Consider the following 16,069-nt stretch of genomic DNA (forward strand, 5'->3'; position numbering starts at 1 on the left):
GCGGCGGCGGGCGCGGCCGCCTCGGAGATCCAGCCGGCCCCGCCGGCGGCGGGCGCACCGGCACCCGGCGGGGTGTAGGCGGTGAACGCGGTGGAGCCGGTGAGGCCCTGGATCGGCTGCGGGCAGACCACCGAGGTCCGCTCGACCTGCGCCGAGGCGGCGGTGGCGGTGGTCGCGGCCGGGGTCGCCGGCGGGCGGAGCGAGGCGATCCCGAACACCGCCGCCAGCACCACGGCGGCGGCCAGCAGCGACTGGGTGGTCCTCGCCGCGCCGGAGCCCTTCGGAGCGGCGCCGGACTGCCCGGCGGCCCCCTCGGTCTGCGGGTCGGACTTCTTCTTGAACGCGGGCTTCTTCATCGCGGGTCAGCTCCCCGATCCGTGGTGGTGCGGGTACCGGCCCGGCCCGTGCGGATCGTTCGGGTCATTCGGACTGTTCGGGTCGTAGTAGGGCTCGGGCTGCGGCTGCCCCGGCACCCACGGCTGCTGCCCGGTCTGCTGGTACTGGTCGTAGCCGTACGCCGGGTCCTGCGGGTCCTGCTGCTGGTACGGGTCGTAGCCCGGGGTCTGCGGGTAGGCCTGCGGCTGGTAGCCGTCCTGCCCGTAGCCCGCCCCGCCGCCGTACGGCGCGGCCACCGGCTGCTGCGCGGTGTAGGGGTCGTAGCTGTACGGGTCGGCCTGCTGGTAGGCCTGGTACGGGTCCGCGTACGGCTCGGACTCCTGGGCGGCGGCGGCCGCCCGGACCGCGCCGCCCGACGGGTCGCCGGCGGCCTGGGCCGGGACCGCACCCGGCCGGCCCTCGTACACGCCGCCGTCCGGGTCGCCGTGCTCCGGGCCGTCGCCGGCCTCGCCGCCCTCGGCGCGCTCGGCCATCCGGCGGGCCCGGCGGCTGCCGGGGGCGGGGGCCTGCGCCTGGGCCGCGGCGGCCAGTGCGGCGGCGGCCACCACGTCCTCCGGGAGGTCGTCGTCCTTGTGGCTGCGCCGGCCGGGCAGGGCCAGCACCAGGACGGTCAGGCCGAGCAGCAGCTGGGCCCAGATCCAGCCGGTGTGCAGCAGGCTGCCCTCCCGGGTGACGGCGAGCTTGCCGCCGGCCGCCGGGAGCTTGAAGCCCTGCGCCCAGCCGTCGACGGTGGTCGCCTCCAGCGCGGTGCCGTCCAGGGTGGCCTGCCACTCGGGGCCGACGGCCTCGGCGAGCCGGAGGACCCGGCCCTCGGGACCGGCCGGGACGGTGGTGGCGATGTCGCGTTCGCCGGACGGGACCACCACCGGGACGGCGCCCGGGGCGGTGATCAGGGCGCGGGTCGCCGGGGTGCCGTCGACCTGCCAGAGCGCGGCGCCGCCGTCCTGGTTGGCCTTGACCAGGCCGGGGGTGGTGTCGAGGACGTCCTTGAAGGCGCCGATCAGCGGCTGGTCGACCAGGACGTAGGCGATGCCGTACCCGGCGAGCGCGACCGCCTGGTCGGCGCCGGAGCCGGCCAGCAGGCTGCCGACCGTCCGGTCCAGGCCCGCGGTGGTGCCGGTGGCCGGGTCGACGGTGGACTCGGCCTGGCCGAGCGTCAGCCCGGCGCCGCGGACCACGGTGTAGCTGACCGAGCCGCCCTTCCGGTCGCCGGTGACGACCAGGGTGCGGGAGCGGTCGGAGGTGCCGGCCTGCTCCGCGATGAAGGCGGGTACCTGGGCGGAGCGGGCCCGGTGCAGCGGTCCGTCGGCGCCGGTGACCGCCCACCAGAGGCCGGTGCCCAGCGGGGCGAGCACCGCGGCGGCCACCACCAGGGCGGCGACGGGCTGGCGCCAGCCGAAGGCGATGCCGGCCACGCGGGTGTTGGCGCCGTCGGCGCCGATCGCGGCGGCGGCGAGCAGGGCGATGCCGGCCAGCAGGGTGGCCGGGCCGGACCACGCGGGGATGTCCGGGCCGCCGGAGGCCGGGGTCACCGAGGTGCCGGCGACCGCGACCGCGAAGAGCAGTCCGGCCCCGGCCGCGCCCCAGGCGGCGAGCACCGCGCGGCGGCGGTCGGCCCGGAGCAGGGCGGCCAGCGCGGCGAGCACCACGCCGGCGGAGAGCCAGACCGGCGGCACCCCGGCGCCACCCGGGTTGACCATGAGCAGGCCGGCCGCGGAGGGGACGGCGCCGTGCGGGCCGGGCAGGCCGGCCTCCAGCAGCAGCCGCTGGGGGTGCGACAGCACCTGGAACGACCAGGGGGCGAGCACCGCCACCGGAAGCGCGAGGATCACCAGGACGCGCAGGCCGAGCAGGCGCAGCGCGGCGACGCCGGAGCCGAAGGCACCGCCCCGGACCACCGCGGCGACCAGCATGGCCAGGCAGAGCGGGACGGCCAGGGCCCAGGCCAGCGGGACGAACGCGGTGGCCAGGGTGAGCAGCAGGACGGTCATCCAGACGGGGCGCCAGCCCGGCCGGGCGCCCTTGGCGGCGCTCTCGGCGCGGATGCCGAGGCCGGCGCCGATCGCGGCGGCGCGGGCCAGCGGCGGCAGCAGGACGGCGAGGACGGCGGTGCCGATCCGGCCCTGGGCGAGTGCACCGGTGGCGGCGGGCAGCAGCGCGTAGGTGGCGCTGGCCCAGGCGCGGACCAGCTTGGAGTCGATCAGCGGCCGGGAGACCAGGTAGGCGCTGACCGCCGAGAGCGGAACGGCGAGGACGACCAGCAGGGTGACCGCGAGGTCGGCGTGGTCGAACAGGATCCAGGAGAGCACCGACAGCACCGCGAGGTAGGGCGGCGCCGCGGAGGTGGAGCCGGTGCCGACCGGGTGCCAGGCGTCGGCGTACATCGACCAGAGGCCGGCGGCGCCGTCGGACGCGGGCAGCAGGGCGCCGCCGAAGAGTGCGCCGCCGCCGAACAGGCCGCGGCAGGCGACCAGGGCGAACACCAGCAGGGCGGCGAACAGGACCGGCGCGGGGCGCCGGGCCAGCTTCTTGATCAGCGTGAACTGCTCGACGACCAGGTCCTCGGCGTCCTCGTCGCCGGGGCCGGCCTCGACCGAGCCGTGCCGGCCGGCTCCGGCGTCGTCCGCTCCCCCTATGCCGAGCGAGCCGACCACACTTTCGACGGCGAGGCGGGCGGTGGCGCCGGGTGCGGGGAAGAGCGTCCGGTCGTCCAGGGCGTCGGCGGCGCGGGCCCGGGCCCGGCGTTTGCGGGCGGCCAGCAGACGGGGGAAGCGGACCAGCTCGTGGCCGAGGCCGGCCAGCTCGTCGAAGGCCTGCTTCGGGTCCTTGCCGAGCAGGTTGGCGACCACCCGCAGCACGGTGCCGAGCACCAGCCGGAGCAGGACGTAGGGGAAGAGCACGCCCTTGGAGTTGGCGAGCAGGGTGTAGACGGCGCCGGCCTTGTCCATCCGGTGCGGGTGGGCGGGGCCGCAGTCGATGGCGCGGCGCTCGCGGCTGGCGGCCTCGGCGTGCCGCAGCACGGCGTCGGGGGCGACGACGACCCGGTGGCCGGCCGCGTTGACGCGCCAGCAGAAGTCGGCGTCGTCGCGCATCAGCGGCAGGGCCTTGTCGAAGCCGCCGAGCTCCTCGAAGACGTCGCGGCGCACCAGCATGCCGGCGGAGGAGACGGCGAGCACCGGGCGGACCTGGTCGTGCTGGCCCTGGTCCTGCTCGCGGCGGTCGAGACCGGTCCAGCGGCGGCCGGAGCGCGCGATGCTGATGCCGACCTCCAGCAGCTGGCGCCGGTCGTACCAGCTGCGCAGCTTGGGGCCGACCACGGCGGCGCTGGGGGTGGAGTCGGCGACCTGGAGGAGGCGGCGCAGCGCGTCGGTCTGCGGCTCGCAGTCGTCGTGCAGCAGCCAGAGCCACTCGATCGGCTGGGTCTCCCGGGGGCCGCCGCGGCCGAGGTCGTCGTCCTGGCCGAGCGGGTCGCCGAAGTCGTCCCAGCCGCCGGTGACCGGGTCGTAGCCGGAGGGGTCGAGGCGGTAGGGCAGGTCCTCGGGCCGCAGCGGCGGGCTGTTGAAGACGGCCTCGGCGACGGCGGTGCCGAAGCCCGCCCGGCGGCCGAGGACGGTCGGGCCGCTCTCGGGGAGCCAGTCGGCGAGGGTGTCGGCGAGCAGTCGCGGAGAGTCGTCGGTGGAGCCGGTGTCGACGGCGAGGATCCGCTGGACCTGGCGGTCCTGGCCGAGCAGGCCCGCGAGGGCCTGGGGCAGCCAGCGGGCGCCGTCGTGCGAGACGATCACGGCGGTGACCAGGTGACGCGGATAGGCGGGCGGCCTGCTGGCGGAGAGTCCGCTCTGGTGGCTGTAGACGGTCATCGCGTGCGCGGGCCCCAGTTCTCGGTGGACACAGCCGGTGAACGGCAACCGGATGGCGCACCACACTAACGGCTCCGGGTGGCCGCTCCGTCCACGGAGTCCGTGCGAGCGGTGCAGGGGCCGTGGAGAAAGGGCCGGGAACGCGAAGGCGCCTCACCACCGGGGTGAGGCGCCTTCAGGGCGGTGCGGGTGTCCGGCCGCGGTCGCCGCCGGGGTTCGCGGAGGGTCGGGAGGGTCCGGAGCGGTGGCCGGGCCCGGAGGCCGGACCGGTCAGACGGCGCTCTTCTTGAGCCGACGGCGCTCGCGCTCGGAGAGGCCGCCCCAGATGCCGAACCGCTCGTCGTTGGCCAGGGCGTACTCCAGGCACTCGGAACGGACCTCGCAGGCGAGGCAGACCTTCTTGGCCTCGCGGGTCGAGCCGCCCTTCTCCGGGAAGAAGGACTCGGGGTCGGTCTGGGCGCACAGCGCGCGCTCCTGCCAGCCGAGTTCCTCCTCCTCTTCGATGCCGTCACCGATCAACAGCTCAAAGAGCTCGCTCATGTGGCGCGCCTCCTCTGCCCCTATTGGCGTCCCCGTGGTTGCCGTTGCCTCGTGCGGCCGACGACACGAGTGAAATTACAGTTGCGTCACTCTGGCCCAGTCAAGCCGAGCTCTGGTATTGGGGCCAGGATTCACTCCCCGGCACCAAGCCGTTACGAATAGTGTACATAACCGGACACATGGGACCTGTCGCCCGATTGCCTCGAACGTTCATGAACCGTTCGCCATCAGGGGCCGAATGACGCGCACTCACCTGCACAGGCCGGTCATCGGGCTGCCTTCCCGGCGATCTTCTCATCGAAACATAGAGGGTGATTTATCACCCCATCGGTTAGTTCATGGCCGATATCACCTGAATGTCCGCTCTCCGGAGTTGACACCGCACCCGCGGATGCGGTCTCCTTTCCCCTATGTCAGAGTTCGCCAGCCCCCGGAGCGGTTCCACGCTCCGCCGTGCCGTGAACTCCTGTTGTCGCCTCTGTTCCTGCCGCTGTATCTAGGCGCCCGCCGTCCCACCGCGCGCCGCCCAGGAAGCACAGAGGCCGCCCGCGATTCCCGCCCCAGGACATCCCGGATCCGGCTGATCCCCTGACGAACCAGCCATCCGAGGACGACTCCCGTGCGAATGATCCGCATCCGCAAGCGGAACCGCGACCGCAACAAGCTCATCCACCGCGGTCCCGGTGCCGCACACCCGGCTACCCCGGTCCGCCCGACCCATGCCTGGACGGACGGACTCAGCGACGTTTCCATCGCCGGCGACCCGCTGGCCTTCCCGCACCTCGCCCGCACCGACCTGCCCAGCCACCCCACCACCGTCGCCGGCTACGCCCAGCTGGTCCGCGAGATCGCCGCCGACCGCTCCCGCTGGGAGCCGCTCGTCCGCTACGACGCGCTCACCCGCTGGTACTCCCGGCTGGAGACCGGCCCCGGCTACGAGGTCTGGCTGCTCAGCTGGCTGCCCGGCCAGAGCAGCGGCTTCCACGACCACGGCGAGTCCAACGGCGTCATGACCGTCGTCCGGGGCGAGCTGGTCGAGCGCTCGCTCACGCACGCGGGCGAGGGCGCCCGGACGCTGCGCCCCGGCGGGCAGCGCGTCTTCTCCTCCGGCTACCTGCACGAGGTGGTCAACGGCTCGCTGGAGCCGGCCGTCTCCATCCACCTGTACACCCCCGGTCTGACCGCGATGAACCAGTACGGCGGCGCCGCGGTCCCCGAGCAGCACGCCGAGCAGCACGCCGACCGGGAACCGCAGCAGCACCCGCAGGAGCAGGCCGGAGCCCACTGACCCGGGACCCGGCGACGGACGGTCGAGGGTCGGGCTGACGACCCGTCGGCGCGTGGCAGGATGGGCGCATGCGCATCGTGGCACTGGCAGGCGGGATCGGCGGAGCGCGTTTCCTGCGCGGACTCCGGGAGGCCATCGGTCCCGAGGACGAGATCACCGTCATCGGCAACACCGGTGACGACATCCACCTCTACGGGCTGAAGGTCTGCCCCGACCTCGACACCGTGATGTACACCCTCGGCGGAGGAATCCACGAGGAACAGGGCTGGGGCCGCACCGACGAGACCTGGTCGATCAAGGCCGAGATGAAGGAGTACGGCGTCGGCCCCGAGTGGTTCGGGCTCGGCGACCGCGACTTCGCCACCCACCTCGTCCGCAGCCAGATGCTCACCGCCGGCTACACCCTCAGCCAGGTCACCGAGGCGCTCTGCGTCCGCTGGCGGCCCGGCGTGCGACTGCTGCCCATGAGCGACGACCGGATCGAGACCCACGTCCGGATCACCGACGAGCAGGGCACCCGGGCGATCCACTTCCAGGAGTACTGGGTCAGGCTGCACGCCGCCGTCGACGCCGAGGCCATCGTCCCGGTCGGCGCCGACACCGCCAAGCCCGCACCCGGCGTGCTGGAGGCCATCGCCGCCGCCGACGTCATCCTCTTCCCGCCGTCCAACCCGGTCGTCTCGATCGGCACCATCCTCGCCGTGCCCGGCATCCGCGCCGCGGTGGCCGCCGCGACCGCGCCCGTGGTCGGGCTCTCCCCGATCATCGGCGGCGCGCCCGTCCGGGGCATGGCCGACAAGGTGCTCGCCGCCGTCGGCGTCGAGGCCACCGCCGAGGCCGTCGCGCTGAACTACGGGAGCAGGGCGGCGCTGCGGGACGGCACGGACGAGGGCGGCCCCGGACACCGGGAGGGCCTGCTCGACGGCTGGCTGGTCGACACCGCCGACGAGGCCTCCGTGGCCGCCGTCGAGGCGGGCGGCATCGCCTGCCGGGCCGTCCCGCTGCTGATGACCGACGTCCCCACCACCGCCGAGATGGCCAGGGCCGCCCTCGCGCTCGCCGAGCAGGTGCGCGCGTGACCCTGACCGTCCTCCCCGTCACCGGACTGCCCGAGATCGACGAGAGCTCCGACCTCGCCGGGCTGATCGCCAAGGCCGCGGCGTACGAGGACGGCGACATCCTGCTCGTCACCTCCAAGGTGATCAGCAAGGCCGAGGGCCGGGTGCTCCGGGCCACCGACCGGGAGTCCGCGATCGACGCCGAGACCGTCCGGGTGATCGCCCGGCGCGGCAGCATCCGGATCGTCGAGAACCGCAACGGCCTGGTCATGGCCGCAGCCGGCGTCGACGCCTCCAACACCGCCCCCGGCACCGTCCTGCTGCTCCCCGAGGACCCGGACGGCTCGGCCCGCGCCCTGCGCGCCCGCCTCCAGCAGCTGACCGGCCGCCGGCTCGCCGTCGTCGTCACCGACACCTTCGGCCGCCCCTGGCGCAACGGGCTCACCGACGTCGCCATCGGCGCCGCCGGGCTGCCCGTCCTGGAGGACCACCGGGGCCGCACCGACTCGCACGGCAACGAACTGGCCCTCACCGTCACCGCCACGGCCGACGAGCTCGCCGCCGCCGCCGACCTGGTGAAGGGCAAGGCCACCGGCACCCCGGTCGCCGTGGTCCGCGGCCTCGGCCACCTCGTCACCGCCGAGGACGGCGAGGGCGTCCGGCCGATCATCCGCCCCGCCACCGAGGACATGTTCCGGCTCGGCACCTCCGAAGCGGTCCGACAGGCCGTCACCCAGCGGCGCACCGTCCGCGCCTTCACCTCTGAACCGGTCGACCCCGGCGCCGTCCGGCGCGCCGTCGCCGCCGCGGTCACCGCACCCGCACCGCACCACACCACGCCCTGGCGGTTCGTCCTGCTGGAGACCCCCTCGGTGCGGACCGAGCTGCTGGACGCGATGCTCGCCGCCTGGCGACGCGACCTCGCCGGACTCGACGGCTGGGACGAGGAGAAGATCGCCCGCCGTACCGCCCGCGGCGACGTCCTGCGGGCCGCGCCCTACCTGGTCGTGCCCTGCCTGGTGATGGACGGCTCGCACGACTACCCCGACGCGCGCCGGACCACGGCCGAACGGGAGATGTTCACCGTCGCGATCGGCGCCGCCGTGCAGAACCTGCTGGTCGCCCTGGCCGGCGAGGGCTACGGCTCGGCCTGGGTCTCCTCCACCATGTTCTGCCGCGACACCGTGCGGGAGGTGCTGGACCTCCCCGGTCACTGGGACCCGATGGGCGCCGTGGCCGTCGGCCGCCCCGCGGAGCCGCCGCGCAGCCGCCCGGAGCGCACCGCCGACGCGTTCGTCGAGGTGCGGTAGCCGCACCGGGACACGGGAGCGACCGACGCCGGGATCAGCTGCCGAGGCCGTCCGGCAGCAGCCGGAAGGCGTCGTGGTTGCTCAACGGCCGGATCGCACGGAAGTGGCGCCGGTCGGCCGTCAACACCGCGTCGGTGCGGAACTCGGCTGCCGACGCGACGTTGACCGCGCCGGTCAGGCCGACGTTCAGCGCCGGGTACCTGCGCATCACGACCCTGGCCGCCGCGAGGCGCGAGGCGACCTCCGGCACCTCGAAACGGCCGACGGCACACTTGTCGATCACGTCGTCGAGGATGCGCATCGCCCCGGCCGGGCCGAGCGCCCTGGTGGCCAGGTGGTCCAGCTCCGCGAGGACCAGCGGCGAGATGACCGGATGGCCCACGGTCCGCAGGGCCTTTGGGCAGGCGACGTGATCGGGTTCGTCCCCCGCGTTCGGGTCAGCGGTGGCGGTGGTCGTTGGGGGCGAGGCGGGGGCCGAAGCGGGGTGCCTGGGCGCCGGTGGAGGCGAGCAGGCGGCAGAGCCGGTGGCGGTGCGGACGGTACGGCTCCAGCAGGGCCAGCATCTGGGCGTCGTCGCTGCGCACCCGGCCGGCCAGCGCCCAGCCGACCGTGTTCGGGAGGTGGAAGTCGCCGACCGAGACCGCGTCCGGATCCCCGTTGCTGCGCTGCAGCGTCTCGGCCGCCGTCCAGACACCGATCCCGGGGACGGCGGTGAGGCGGGCGAAGGCGGCGGCGTGGTCCATCGCGGACGCCTCCTCCAGCCGGGGTGCCAGCCGGACGGCCCGCTGGACCGTCGCCGAGCGCTTCGGGTCCACGCCCGCACGGTGCCACTCCCAGCTCGGCACCATGGCCCACTCCCGCGCCGACGGCGCCACCCACATGTCCTCGGCCGGGCCCGGCGCCGGGGTGCCGAAGTCCCGCAGCAGGGTGCGCCAGGCCCGGTAGGCCTCCCTGGTGGTGACCTTCTGCTCCAGGATCGCCGGCACCAGCGACTCCATGACCAGGCCGGTCCTGGCCAGCCGCACCCCCGCCGCCGCGCGCTGGGCGTCGCGCAGCGGACCGGGCGGCAGCACCAGGCCCGCCGGGTCGTCCTCGGCGCCGAGCAGGACGGGCAGCCGGTCCAGCAGCCACTCGGCGCCCGGACCCCAGGCGTTCGCCTCGACCGCGCCCTCGGCCGGGCGGGCCAGCACCCGCAGGGTGCCGACACCCGCCGGGGTGCGGGACGCCCGCCAGACCGCGCCGTCCCCCGTGGTCCGGTACGACGGGTCGGCGGGGCCGCGGCGCAGCGGGAGCAGGGTCCGGGCCGCGTCCAGCGGGAAACCGGGCCGCCAGCGGCGGGCGGTGCCCTCCACCGTCGCGACTGCGCCGTTCATCGCCGTGCACCTCCATCGCTCGCCCCCGACCATGGGGGTATGAACGATACGCGGCTGCCGGAGCTCTCCCCGGGGGACCGGAACGCGGTCCGGGCCCTCTACCGCCGGGCCCTGGAGGGGTGGAACCTGCGGGACGGCTCGGCGTTCGCCGGACCGTTCGCGGCGGACGGCGAGGTGATCGGGTTCGACGGGACCCGGCACAGCGGGCGATCGGTGATGGCCGCCGAACTGGGCCGGATCTTCACGGACCACGCCACCCCGGAGTACGTCGCCAAGGTGCGGCGGGTGCGGGCACTGGGGCCGGGGGTCGCGCAGCTGGACGCGGTGGCGGGGCTGGTGCCGGACGACGCGGAGGACCCGGACCCGGCGCTGAACGCGGTGCAGACGGTGATCGCGGTGAACGCGGGGGCGGGGTGGCGGATCGCGCTGCTGCAGAACACCCCCGCCCGGTACGACCTGCGGCCGGACCTCGCGCAGGCGTTGACGGCGGAGCTGCGGGGGCTGACCGGGCGGGGGCCGGGGCCGGAGTGACGCCGGGGCGGCACCTGATCGCCGTCTCCTTCGCCCCGCCGCCCGCACCCCGGCGGTGGGGCGCGCGGGGGTGCGGGCGGCGGAAGGGTCCGGCGGGCAGCGGGGGTCAGCGGCCCTGGAGCGCGGCGGCCCGGGTCCGCAGGTCGGGCAGCAGCGGGTAGAGGGCGGCCCCGGGGCACTCGGTGTTGAAGCCGTCGCGGTGGCCGGAGACGGCGTCGAAGCCGACCCTCGTCCCCAGGGGGTAGCGGCTGGCGTTCGACCCGGACACCAGCTGGGTACGGCCGGCGGCGTCCTGGTCGGTGAGACCGAGCTTCCAGGCGGAGATCCCGGCCAGGCCGTCCAGCAGGGGCTGCGGCGGGACGTCGGTGACGTAGGTGCCGATCGCCGCGACGCCGGCCGAGTCGGTGTTGAAGCCCAGGGTGTGCGCGCCGTGCACCGGCAGGTCGGTGCCGCCGGCGCGGCCCTCGTAGACGGTGCCGCAGCGGTCGACCAGGAAGTTGTAGCCGATGTCCCGCCAGCCGTTGCCCTGCACGTGGTACTGGTAGATCGCCCGGATCACCCGGGGCGCGTCCGCGCACTCGTACGCGGTGGCCGTGGCGGTGTGGTGGACGAAGACGACCCGGACCGCACCGGTGTACGCGAACTCCGCCTCGCGGATGGACTCGTCGGCGCCCCAGCCGGCCCGGGTGACGATCCCGGGCCGCGGCGCCTGGTGACCCACCCGTCGACCGCCGCCCGGGGGTTCGGCGGGCAGCGTCCGGACGGCCGCGGAGTCGGCGCCGTGCCCCGGGTCGACCAGGTCGACCCGCAGCCCGGCCGGCAGACCGCCGGGACCGGGCAGCACCTCGACGGCCACCCCGTCGCTCGGGCCGGTCCAGAGCGGTGCCGTCGCACCGCGCGGCAGACGGTCCGGGCCGTGGGCCGCGCCGTCCGGACCGTCCTCGCCGTCCGTCTCCAGCTCGTGCCAGCCGCTCCACACCCGGGTGGCCGCGTCCCGGGTGCGGACCCGGACGGTACCGCCGGCCAGCGAGCTCGCGGGGCCGTCCCAGCCGACGCCGAGCAGTTCGAACCGCGGGGTGCTGCGCGGCGTGAGGAGATGACCGGCGGTCAGCGGCAGGGTGGTGACCGACCCGCCGCCCGCCGACGTCCGGATCCGGGCGGACGGGCCGGCCGACGCGGCGGATGCCGCCGGTTGGAGCAGCAGGGCGGCGGTGCAGCCGGCGAGCAGGGCGGCGGGGACGGCGCCGCGGAGGGAACCGACGGGCCGGCGGGCGGCACGGGCGGGCGGAGGTCGGTACGCGGACGGGGAACGGCGGGCGGCCGGGGGGTGGTGGGCCGACGGGCGCCGGAGGACCGGCAGGGAACGGAGGCCGGGCAGCGAACGGAGGGCGGCGGGCAGGACGATCGGGGAAAAGATGCGCATAAACGGGATGTTCACCTCAAACCGCCCCGAGCGCCACGCCGCTCCGCACCTGCTCCACCACCCTCCCGGTCGTCCACCCGAAGGCCGTAGGCTGGGGCGCACCATGACTGCGCCTTTCGCTGCCGATGCCCAAACCCCCGTCGAGCTGCTGCACGCATTCCTGCGAGGTGGCACTCCCTCGGTCGACCCTGCGGCCCCGCTGGTCACCTTCTACGACGACGCCACCGGCGAACGGGTGGAGCTGTCCGCCCGGACCTTCGACAACTGGGTGGCCAAGACCGCCAACCTGCTCCAGGACGAGCTGAACGCCGGCCCGGGCGACCGCGCCGCCCTCCTGCTACCGGCCCACTGGCAGAGCGCCGTATGGCTGCTGGCCTGCTGGTCCGTCGGAGTGGTGGCGCTGCCCGCCGGAGACCCGTCGACCACCGACCTGGTGGTCAGCGGACCTGACGGCCTGGAGGCCGCCCACGCGTGCGAGGGCGAACGCGTGGCACTCGCCCTGCGCCCGCTCGGCGGCCGGTTCCCGCAACGCCCGGACGGCTTCCTCGACTACGCCGCCGAGGTGCCGGGCCAGGGCGACCGGTTCGCCCCCTACTCCCCCGTCGCCCCGGACGCACCGGCGCTGGAGACCTTCGTCGACGGTCTGCCGCTGAAGCTGTCCGGGGACCAGACCGTCCGGCTCGCCCGCGAGGGCGCGGCCCGGCTCGGCCTGCAGCCGGGCGACCGGGTGCTCTCCACCCTCTCGTACGACGGCTGGACGGGCCTGGAGGCCGGCCTGCTGGCTCCGCTGGCGGCCGGCGCGTCGGTGGTGCTCTGCCGCAACTCGGACGGCCTGAGCGCCGAACAGTGGGAGAAGCGGGTGGAATCCGAACGGGTGACACTGCGCCTCGGGTAACCCCCGGTCCGGGCCCGGCGGGTAGGGATCCCTGCCATGGCCGAGGACGACACCGAGCACCCCCCGACCGAGAACCCCGACGATCCGGGCCCGGGCACTCCGGGCCCGGACGCTCCTGACACTCCGACCGCGCCCCGGCGACGGCGCCGACGGTGGTTGATGATCACCGCCGGCGCCCTCGCCTTCGTCCTGGTCGCCTGCGGCACCCTGCTCTGGATCGCCTACCGCAAGCTCGACGGCAACATCCGGACCGACTCCACCACCGACCAGCTGCTGGCCCGTCTGGAGGCCGAGCGCCCCAGCCGGACCGCCGGGGCCCGGGGCGCCGAGAACATCCTGCTGATCGGCAGCGACGACCGGACCGGTGCCAACGCCACCTACGGCACGGCCGGCGGCCAGCGCTCGGACACCACGATCCTGCTGCACCTGGCGGCGGACCGGCACCACGCGACCGCCGTCTCCATCCCGCGCGACGTCATGGTGACCGTCCCGGCCTGCCAGAAGCCGGACGGCACCCGCAGCCGCCAGAGCCTGATGCAGTTCAACGCGGCCTTCGAGACCGGCGGCCCGGCCTGCTCGATCCGGACCGTCGAACAGCTCAGCGGCATCCGCATCGACCACTACGTGATCCTCGACTTCGCCGGGTTCAAGCGCATGGTGGACGCCGTCGACGGGGTCGAGGTGTGCGTCCCGCAGGCGATCCACGACAAGGACGCCAAACTGGACCTGCTCGCCGGGCGCCAGACCCTGCGCGGCGAGCAGGCCCTCGGCTACGTCCGGGCCAGGGAGACCCTCGGCGACGGCAGCGACACCCAGCGGATGGGGCGTCAACAGCAGTTCCTGGCGGCGCTGATCCGCAAGGCCCAGTCGCAGGACGTGCTGCTCAACCCCACCAAGCTGTGGCCGGTCCTGGACGCGGCCACCTCCTCCGTCCAGGCCGACAGCGGGCTCTCCTCGCTCGGCGCGCTGTACGACCTCACCCAGGACCTGCGCGGCATCCCGTCGTCGGACGTGGTGTTCCTGACCGCCCCGCGCCGGCCGTACCGGTTCGACTCGGACCGGGACGAGTTCGTGCAGCCGCAGACCACGCAGCTGTTCACGGCCCTGCGGGACGACCGGCCGGTGACCGTCCGGCCACCGGGGTCGACCCCTTCGGCGGGGGCCTCACCGGGGGCAGGGACCGGCCCCTCGGCGGCGGCCCTCGCGTCGGTGACGGCCCTTCCGTCGGCAACGGCCCTTCCGTCCCCGGGGGCCGGGGCGTCGGCGGGCGCCCCGGCCGCTGCGGCGGCGGACTCCGCGGCGGAGGCGGCGGCCGGGGCGGCCGACACGGCAGTCGGTGCGGCGGCCGGTGCGGAGGCGGACGCTGCGGCGGCCGGGCCGGGCGGCGGCGCGGAGCGGGCATCCGGGGCGTCGCCGACCGCGACGGCTCCCCCGTCCTTCGAAGGGCGGACCGCCGACGTGGACGCCTGCACCGTGCATTGACCTCGGGTCAGGTCACACTTTCGTGTACGGATCATGATCTTCGCAGGTTCTCCCCGGCAATTCCCAGGACTCGATTTACCTGCGGAATTGCGGTGCGCGAACATGGCGGAGATCACACCAGGAACAATTCCCCCACCCGGCTCGTCTAGGGTGTCCGAGTCGGTCGCGCAATTCGCGAACCGCCGGTGGACCGGTCGGAGGGAGGGGAAAGCCCGTGCAGCAGGACAGCCACGACGTCGACCCCGCCGACCAGTGGGTGCTCGACCCGGACACCGGCCAGTACCGGCTCGACCCGGCCGCCGGCATCCCCGCCCAGCGCCGCCGGGCCCAGCCCGGACCGACCGCGGCGGACGGGGCGGACGGGACTCCCGCGACCGTCCCGCACCAGGCCCGCACCGGCGGGCGCGCCGCCCACCGCCGGGCCGGCGCCAGGAAGCGCAACCGTCGCCGGCGGCTGCTGAAGTGGACCGGCGGGATAGGCGCGCTGGTCCTGGTGGCGGGCTGTGGCGGCGCCTACTACGCGTACCAGCACTTCAACAACAACATCACCGCCGTCAAGGTGCAGCTGGGCGACGAGGCGGAGCGGCCCAAGGCCACCAGTGACGCGCTCAACGTCCTGGTCATCGGCACCGACAGCCGGGAGGGCCTGGGCCGCGAGTACGGCGACGAGGGCAGCGCCGGGCACGCCGACACCACGATGCTGTTCCACGTGGCCAAGGACCGCAGCAATGCGACCGCGATCAGCATTCCGCGCGATCTGATGGTGGAAGTCCCGGAGTGCCGGACCGCGGACGGAAAGACGATCCCCGGCTCTGCGCGCACGATGTTCAACAACAGCCTCGGCCAGGAAGGCCGCGACCCGGGCTGCACCTGGAAGACCGTCGAGAAACTGACCGGGATCCGCGTCGACCACTTCGTGATGGTCAACTTCGACGCCGTGAAGACGCTCTCCACCGCCGTCGGCGGCGTCGAGGTGTGCGCGGCCAAGGACATCAACGACCCGGACTCGCACCTGAAGATGAGCAAGGGCCGGCACGTCGTCCAGGGCGACGAGGCACTCGCCTTCGTCCGCACCCGGCACGCCGTCGGGCTGGGCGGCGACCTCACCCGGATCCCGCTCCAGCAGCAGTTCATCAGCTCGATGATCCGCTCGGTGAAGAGCAGCGACACCCTGACCAACCCGGCCAAGCTGTGGAAGCTCGCGGACGCCGCCACCAAGGCGCTCACCGTCGACTCGGGGATCGGCAGCGTCGACAAGCTGAAGGACCTCGCACTGGACGTCAGCAAGGTCGACACCGAGCACATCACCTTCGCCACGGTGCCGGTGGTGGACGACCCGGCGGACGAGAACCGGCTGGTGGCCAAGCAGCCGGACGCCGGGCAGCTTTTCTCGATGATCGGGAACGACCGGTCGCTGACCGAGACGGCCGCGCCCGCGACTCCGGAGACCGCACCCGCGGCCGGGGCACCGTCCGCCGCCCCGTCGTCCGCTGCCGCGGCGGCTCCCTCGACGGCCGCGGCGGCAGCGGACGCGAAGAACGTCCGGGTGACGGTGCGCAACGGAACCGGGACGCCGGGACAGGCACAGCAGGCGGTGGACCGGCTCCGGACGCAGGGCTTCGCCAAGGCCGCGACAGGGGCCAACGCCACCACCGTGCCGACCACCACGGTCTCCCACCCGGCCGGGAAGGCCGACGAGGCGGCCGCGCTGGCCACCGCGCTGGGCCTGCCGGCCGACGCGGTCAAGGCGGACCCGAAGGCGGGGGCGAAGGACGGGCTGGTGGTGGTGCTCGGCCAGGACCTGCCGACGGCCCAGGCCCAGGTCGGGACGCCGAGCGCGGTGCCGACCGAGGCGCCCAAGGACCTCCAGCGGGTCCAGGCGGACGACACCGACGTCTGCGCGAAGTAGCACTCCT

At 74.8% G+C, this 16,069-nt stretch carries 12 protein-coding genes and 1 pseudogene; 7 read left to right on the plus strand and 6 right to left on the minus strand.

From position 1 onward, the window contains the following. From ABZY91_RS19335 to ABZY91_RS19345, 3 genes and pseudogenes are all read right to left on the minus strand, one after another. Window positions 1-356, minus strand: a pseudogene (locus ABZY91_RS19335) (hypothetical protein); the annotation flags it as partial. A 6-nt stretch (window positions 357-362) separates the two neighbouring features. Beyond that, on the minus strand, window positions 363-4,253 hold the full coding sequence (locus tag ABZY91_RS19340) for a glycosyltransferase (protein WP_355403812.1): 3,891 nt from the start codon (window positions 4,251-4,253) through the stop codon (window positions 363-365). Window positions 4,254-4,523: 270 nt separating this feature from the next. After that, entirely contained in the window at window positions 4,524-4,793 is a 270-nt protein-coding gene (locus tag ABZY91_RS19345) for a WhiB family transcriptional regulator (RefSeq protein WP_030310813.1), read from the minus strand. Window positions 4,794-5,412: 619 nt separating this feature from the next. Between ABZY91_RS19345 and ABZY91_RS19350 the strand changes: the two genes are divergently transcribed. From ABZY91_RS19350 to ABZY91_RS19360, 3 genes are all read left to right on the plus strand, one after another. Then, window positions 5,413-6,081, plus strand: coding sequence for a cysteine dioxygenase family protein (locus ABZY91_RS19350; RefSeq protein WP_355403814.1), 669 nt, complete (start codon window positions 5,413-5,415; stop codon window positions 6,079-6,081). 68 nt (window positions 6,082-6,149) lie between these two features. Further along, the gene (cofD, locus tag ABZY91_RS19355; RefSeq protein ID WP_329950816.1) at window positions 6,150-7,160 is read left to right on the plus strand and encodes a 2-phospho-L-lactate transferase; all 1,011 of its coding nucleotides are present in this window, start codon (window positions 6,150-6,152) and stop codon (window positions 7,158-7,160) included. Continuing rightward, complete coding sequence (locus ABZY91_RS19360) at window positions 7,157-8,449, plus strand: coenzyme F420-0:L-glutamate ligase (protein ID WP_355403817.1); 1,293 nt, start codon at window positions 7,157-7,159, stop codon at window positions 8,447-8,449. The genes cofD and ABZY91_RS19360 overlap by 4 nt, the downstream gene beginning before the upstream one ends. A gap of 34 nt (window positions 8,450-8,483) precedes the next feature. Here the strand turns inward: ABZY91_RS19360 and ABZY91_RS19365 are convergent, their stop codons facing one another. Together ABZY91_RS19365 and ABZY91_RS19370 are read right to left on the minus strand one after the other, a co-directional pair. Beyond that, on the minus strand, window positions 8,484-8,831 hold the full coding sequence (locus ABZY91_RS19365) for a VapC toxin family PIN domain ribonuclease (protein WP_355403819.1): 348 nt from the start codon (window positions 8,829-8,831) through the stop codon (window positions 8,484-8,486). A 55-nt stretch (window positions 8,832-8,886) separates the two neighbouring features. After that, the gene (locus tag ABZY91_RS19370; RefSeq protein ID WP_355403822.1) at window positions 8,887-9,822 is read right to left on the minus strand and encodes a DNA-3-methyladenine glycosylase 2 family protein; all 936 of its coding nucleotides are present in this window, start codon (window positions 9,820-9,822) and stop codon (window positions 8,887-8,889) included. A 39-nt stretch (window positions 9,823-9,861) separates the two neighbouring features. Between ABZY91_RS19370 and ABZY91_RS19375 the strand changes: the two genes are divergently transcribed. Continuing rightward, window positions 9,862-10,353 carry an SgcJ/EcaC family oxidoreductase gene (locus ABZY91_RS19375; protein WP_355403824.1) on the plus strand — a complete coding sequence of 164 codons (492 nt, stop codon included), beginning with the start codon at window positions 9,862-9,864 and terminating at the stop codon, window positions 10,351-10,353. A gap of 106 nt (window positions 10,354-10,459) precedes the next feature. Here the strand turns inward: ABZY91_RS19375 and ABZY91_RS19380 are convergent, their stop codons facing one another. Further along, complete coding sequence (locus ABZY91_RS19380; RefSeq protein ID WP_355403826.1) at window positions 10,460-11,776, minus strand: peptidoglycan recognition protein; 1,317 nt, start codon at window positions 11,774-11,776, stop codon at window positions 10,460-10,462. A 103-nt stretch (window positions 11,777-11,879) separates the two neighbouring features. Between ABZY91_RS19380 and ABZY91_RS19385 the strand changes: the two genes are divergently transcribed. The 3 genes from ABZY91_RS19385 (at window position 11,880) to ABZY91_RS19395 (ending at window position 16,062) form a co-directional block, all read left to right on the plus strand. Beyond that, the gene (locus tag ABZY91_RS19385) at window positions 11,880-12,671 is read left to right on the plus strand and encodes a TIGR03089 family protein (RefSeq protein WP_329882765.1); all 792 of its coding nucleotides are present in this window, start codon (window positions 11,880-11,882) and stop codon (window positions 12,669-12,671) included. A 36-nt stretch (window positions 12,672-12,707) separates the two neighbouring features. Beyond that, window positions 12,708-14,153, plus strand: coding sequence for an LCP family protein (locus tag ABZY91_RS19390; protein ID WP_355403828.1), 1,446 nt, complete (start codon window positions 12,708-12,710; stop codon window positions 14,151-14,153). A gap of 214 nt (window positions 14,154-14,367) precedes the next feature. Further along, a complete protein-coding gene (locus ABZY91_RS19395; protein WP_355403830.1) occupies window positions 14,368-16,062 on the plus strand; it encodes an LCP family protein in 1,695 nt (564 codons plus the stop codon). Window positions 16,063-16,069 lie beyond the last annotated feature (7 nt).

Source organism: Kitasatospora sp. NPDC002965, from assembly GCF_040611255.1.
GTDB lineage: Bacteria > Actinomycetota > Actinomycetes > Streptomycetales > Streptomycetaceae > Kitasatospora.

Coding starts and splice junctions, on each gene's coding strand:
- ABZY91_RS19390 (WP_355403828.1), top strand. CDS start 12,708: ATGGCCGAGGACGACACCGAGCACCCCCCGACCGAGAACCCCGACGAT.
- ABZY91_RS19380 (WP_355403826.1), bottom strand. CDS start 11,776: ATGCGCATCTTTTCCCCGATCGTCCTGCCCGCCGCCCTCCGTTCGCTG.
- cofD (WP_329950816.1), top strand. CDS start 6,150: ATGCGCATCGTGGCACTGGCAGGCGGGATCGGCGGAGCGCGTTTCCTG.
- ABZY91_RS19375 (WP_355403824.1), top strand. CDS start 9,862: ATGAACGATACGCGGCTGCCGGAGCTCTCCCCGGGGGACCGGAACGCG.
- ABZY91_RS19340 (WP_355403812.1), bottom strand. CDS start 4,253: ATGACCGTCTACAGCCACCAGAGCGGACTCTCCGCCAGCAGGCCGCCC.
- ABZY91_RS19345 (WP_030310813.1), bottom strand. CDS start 4,793: ATGAGCGAGCTCTTTGAGCTGTTGATCGGTGACGGCATCGAAGAGGAG.
- ABZY91_RS19385 (WP_329882765.1), top strand. CDS start 11,880: ATGACTGCGCCTTTCGCTGCCGATGCCCAAACCCCCGTCGAGCTGCTG.
- ABZY91_RS19370 (WP_355403822.1), bottom strand. CDS start 9,822: ATGAACGGCGCAGTCGCGACGGTGGAGGGCACCGCCCGCCGCTGGCGG.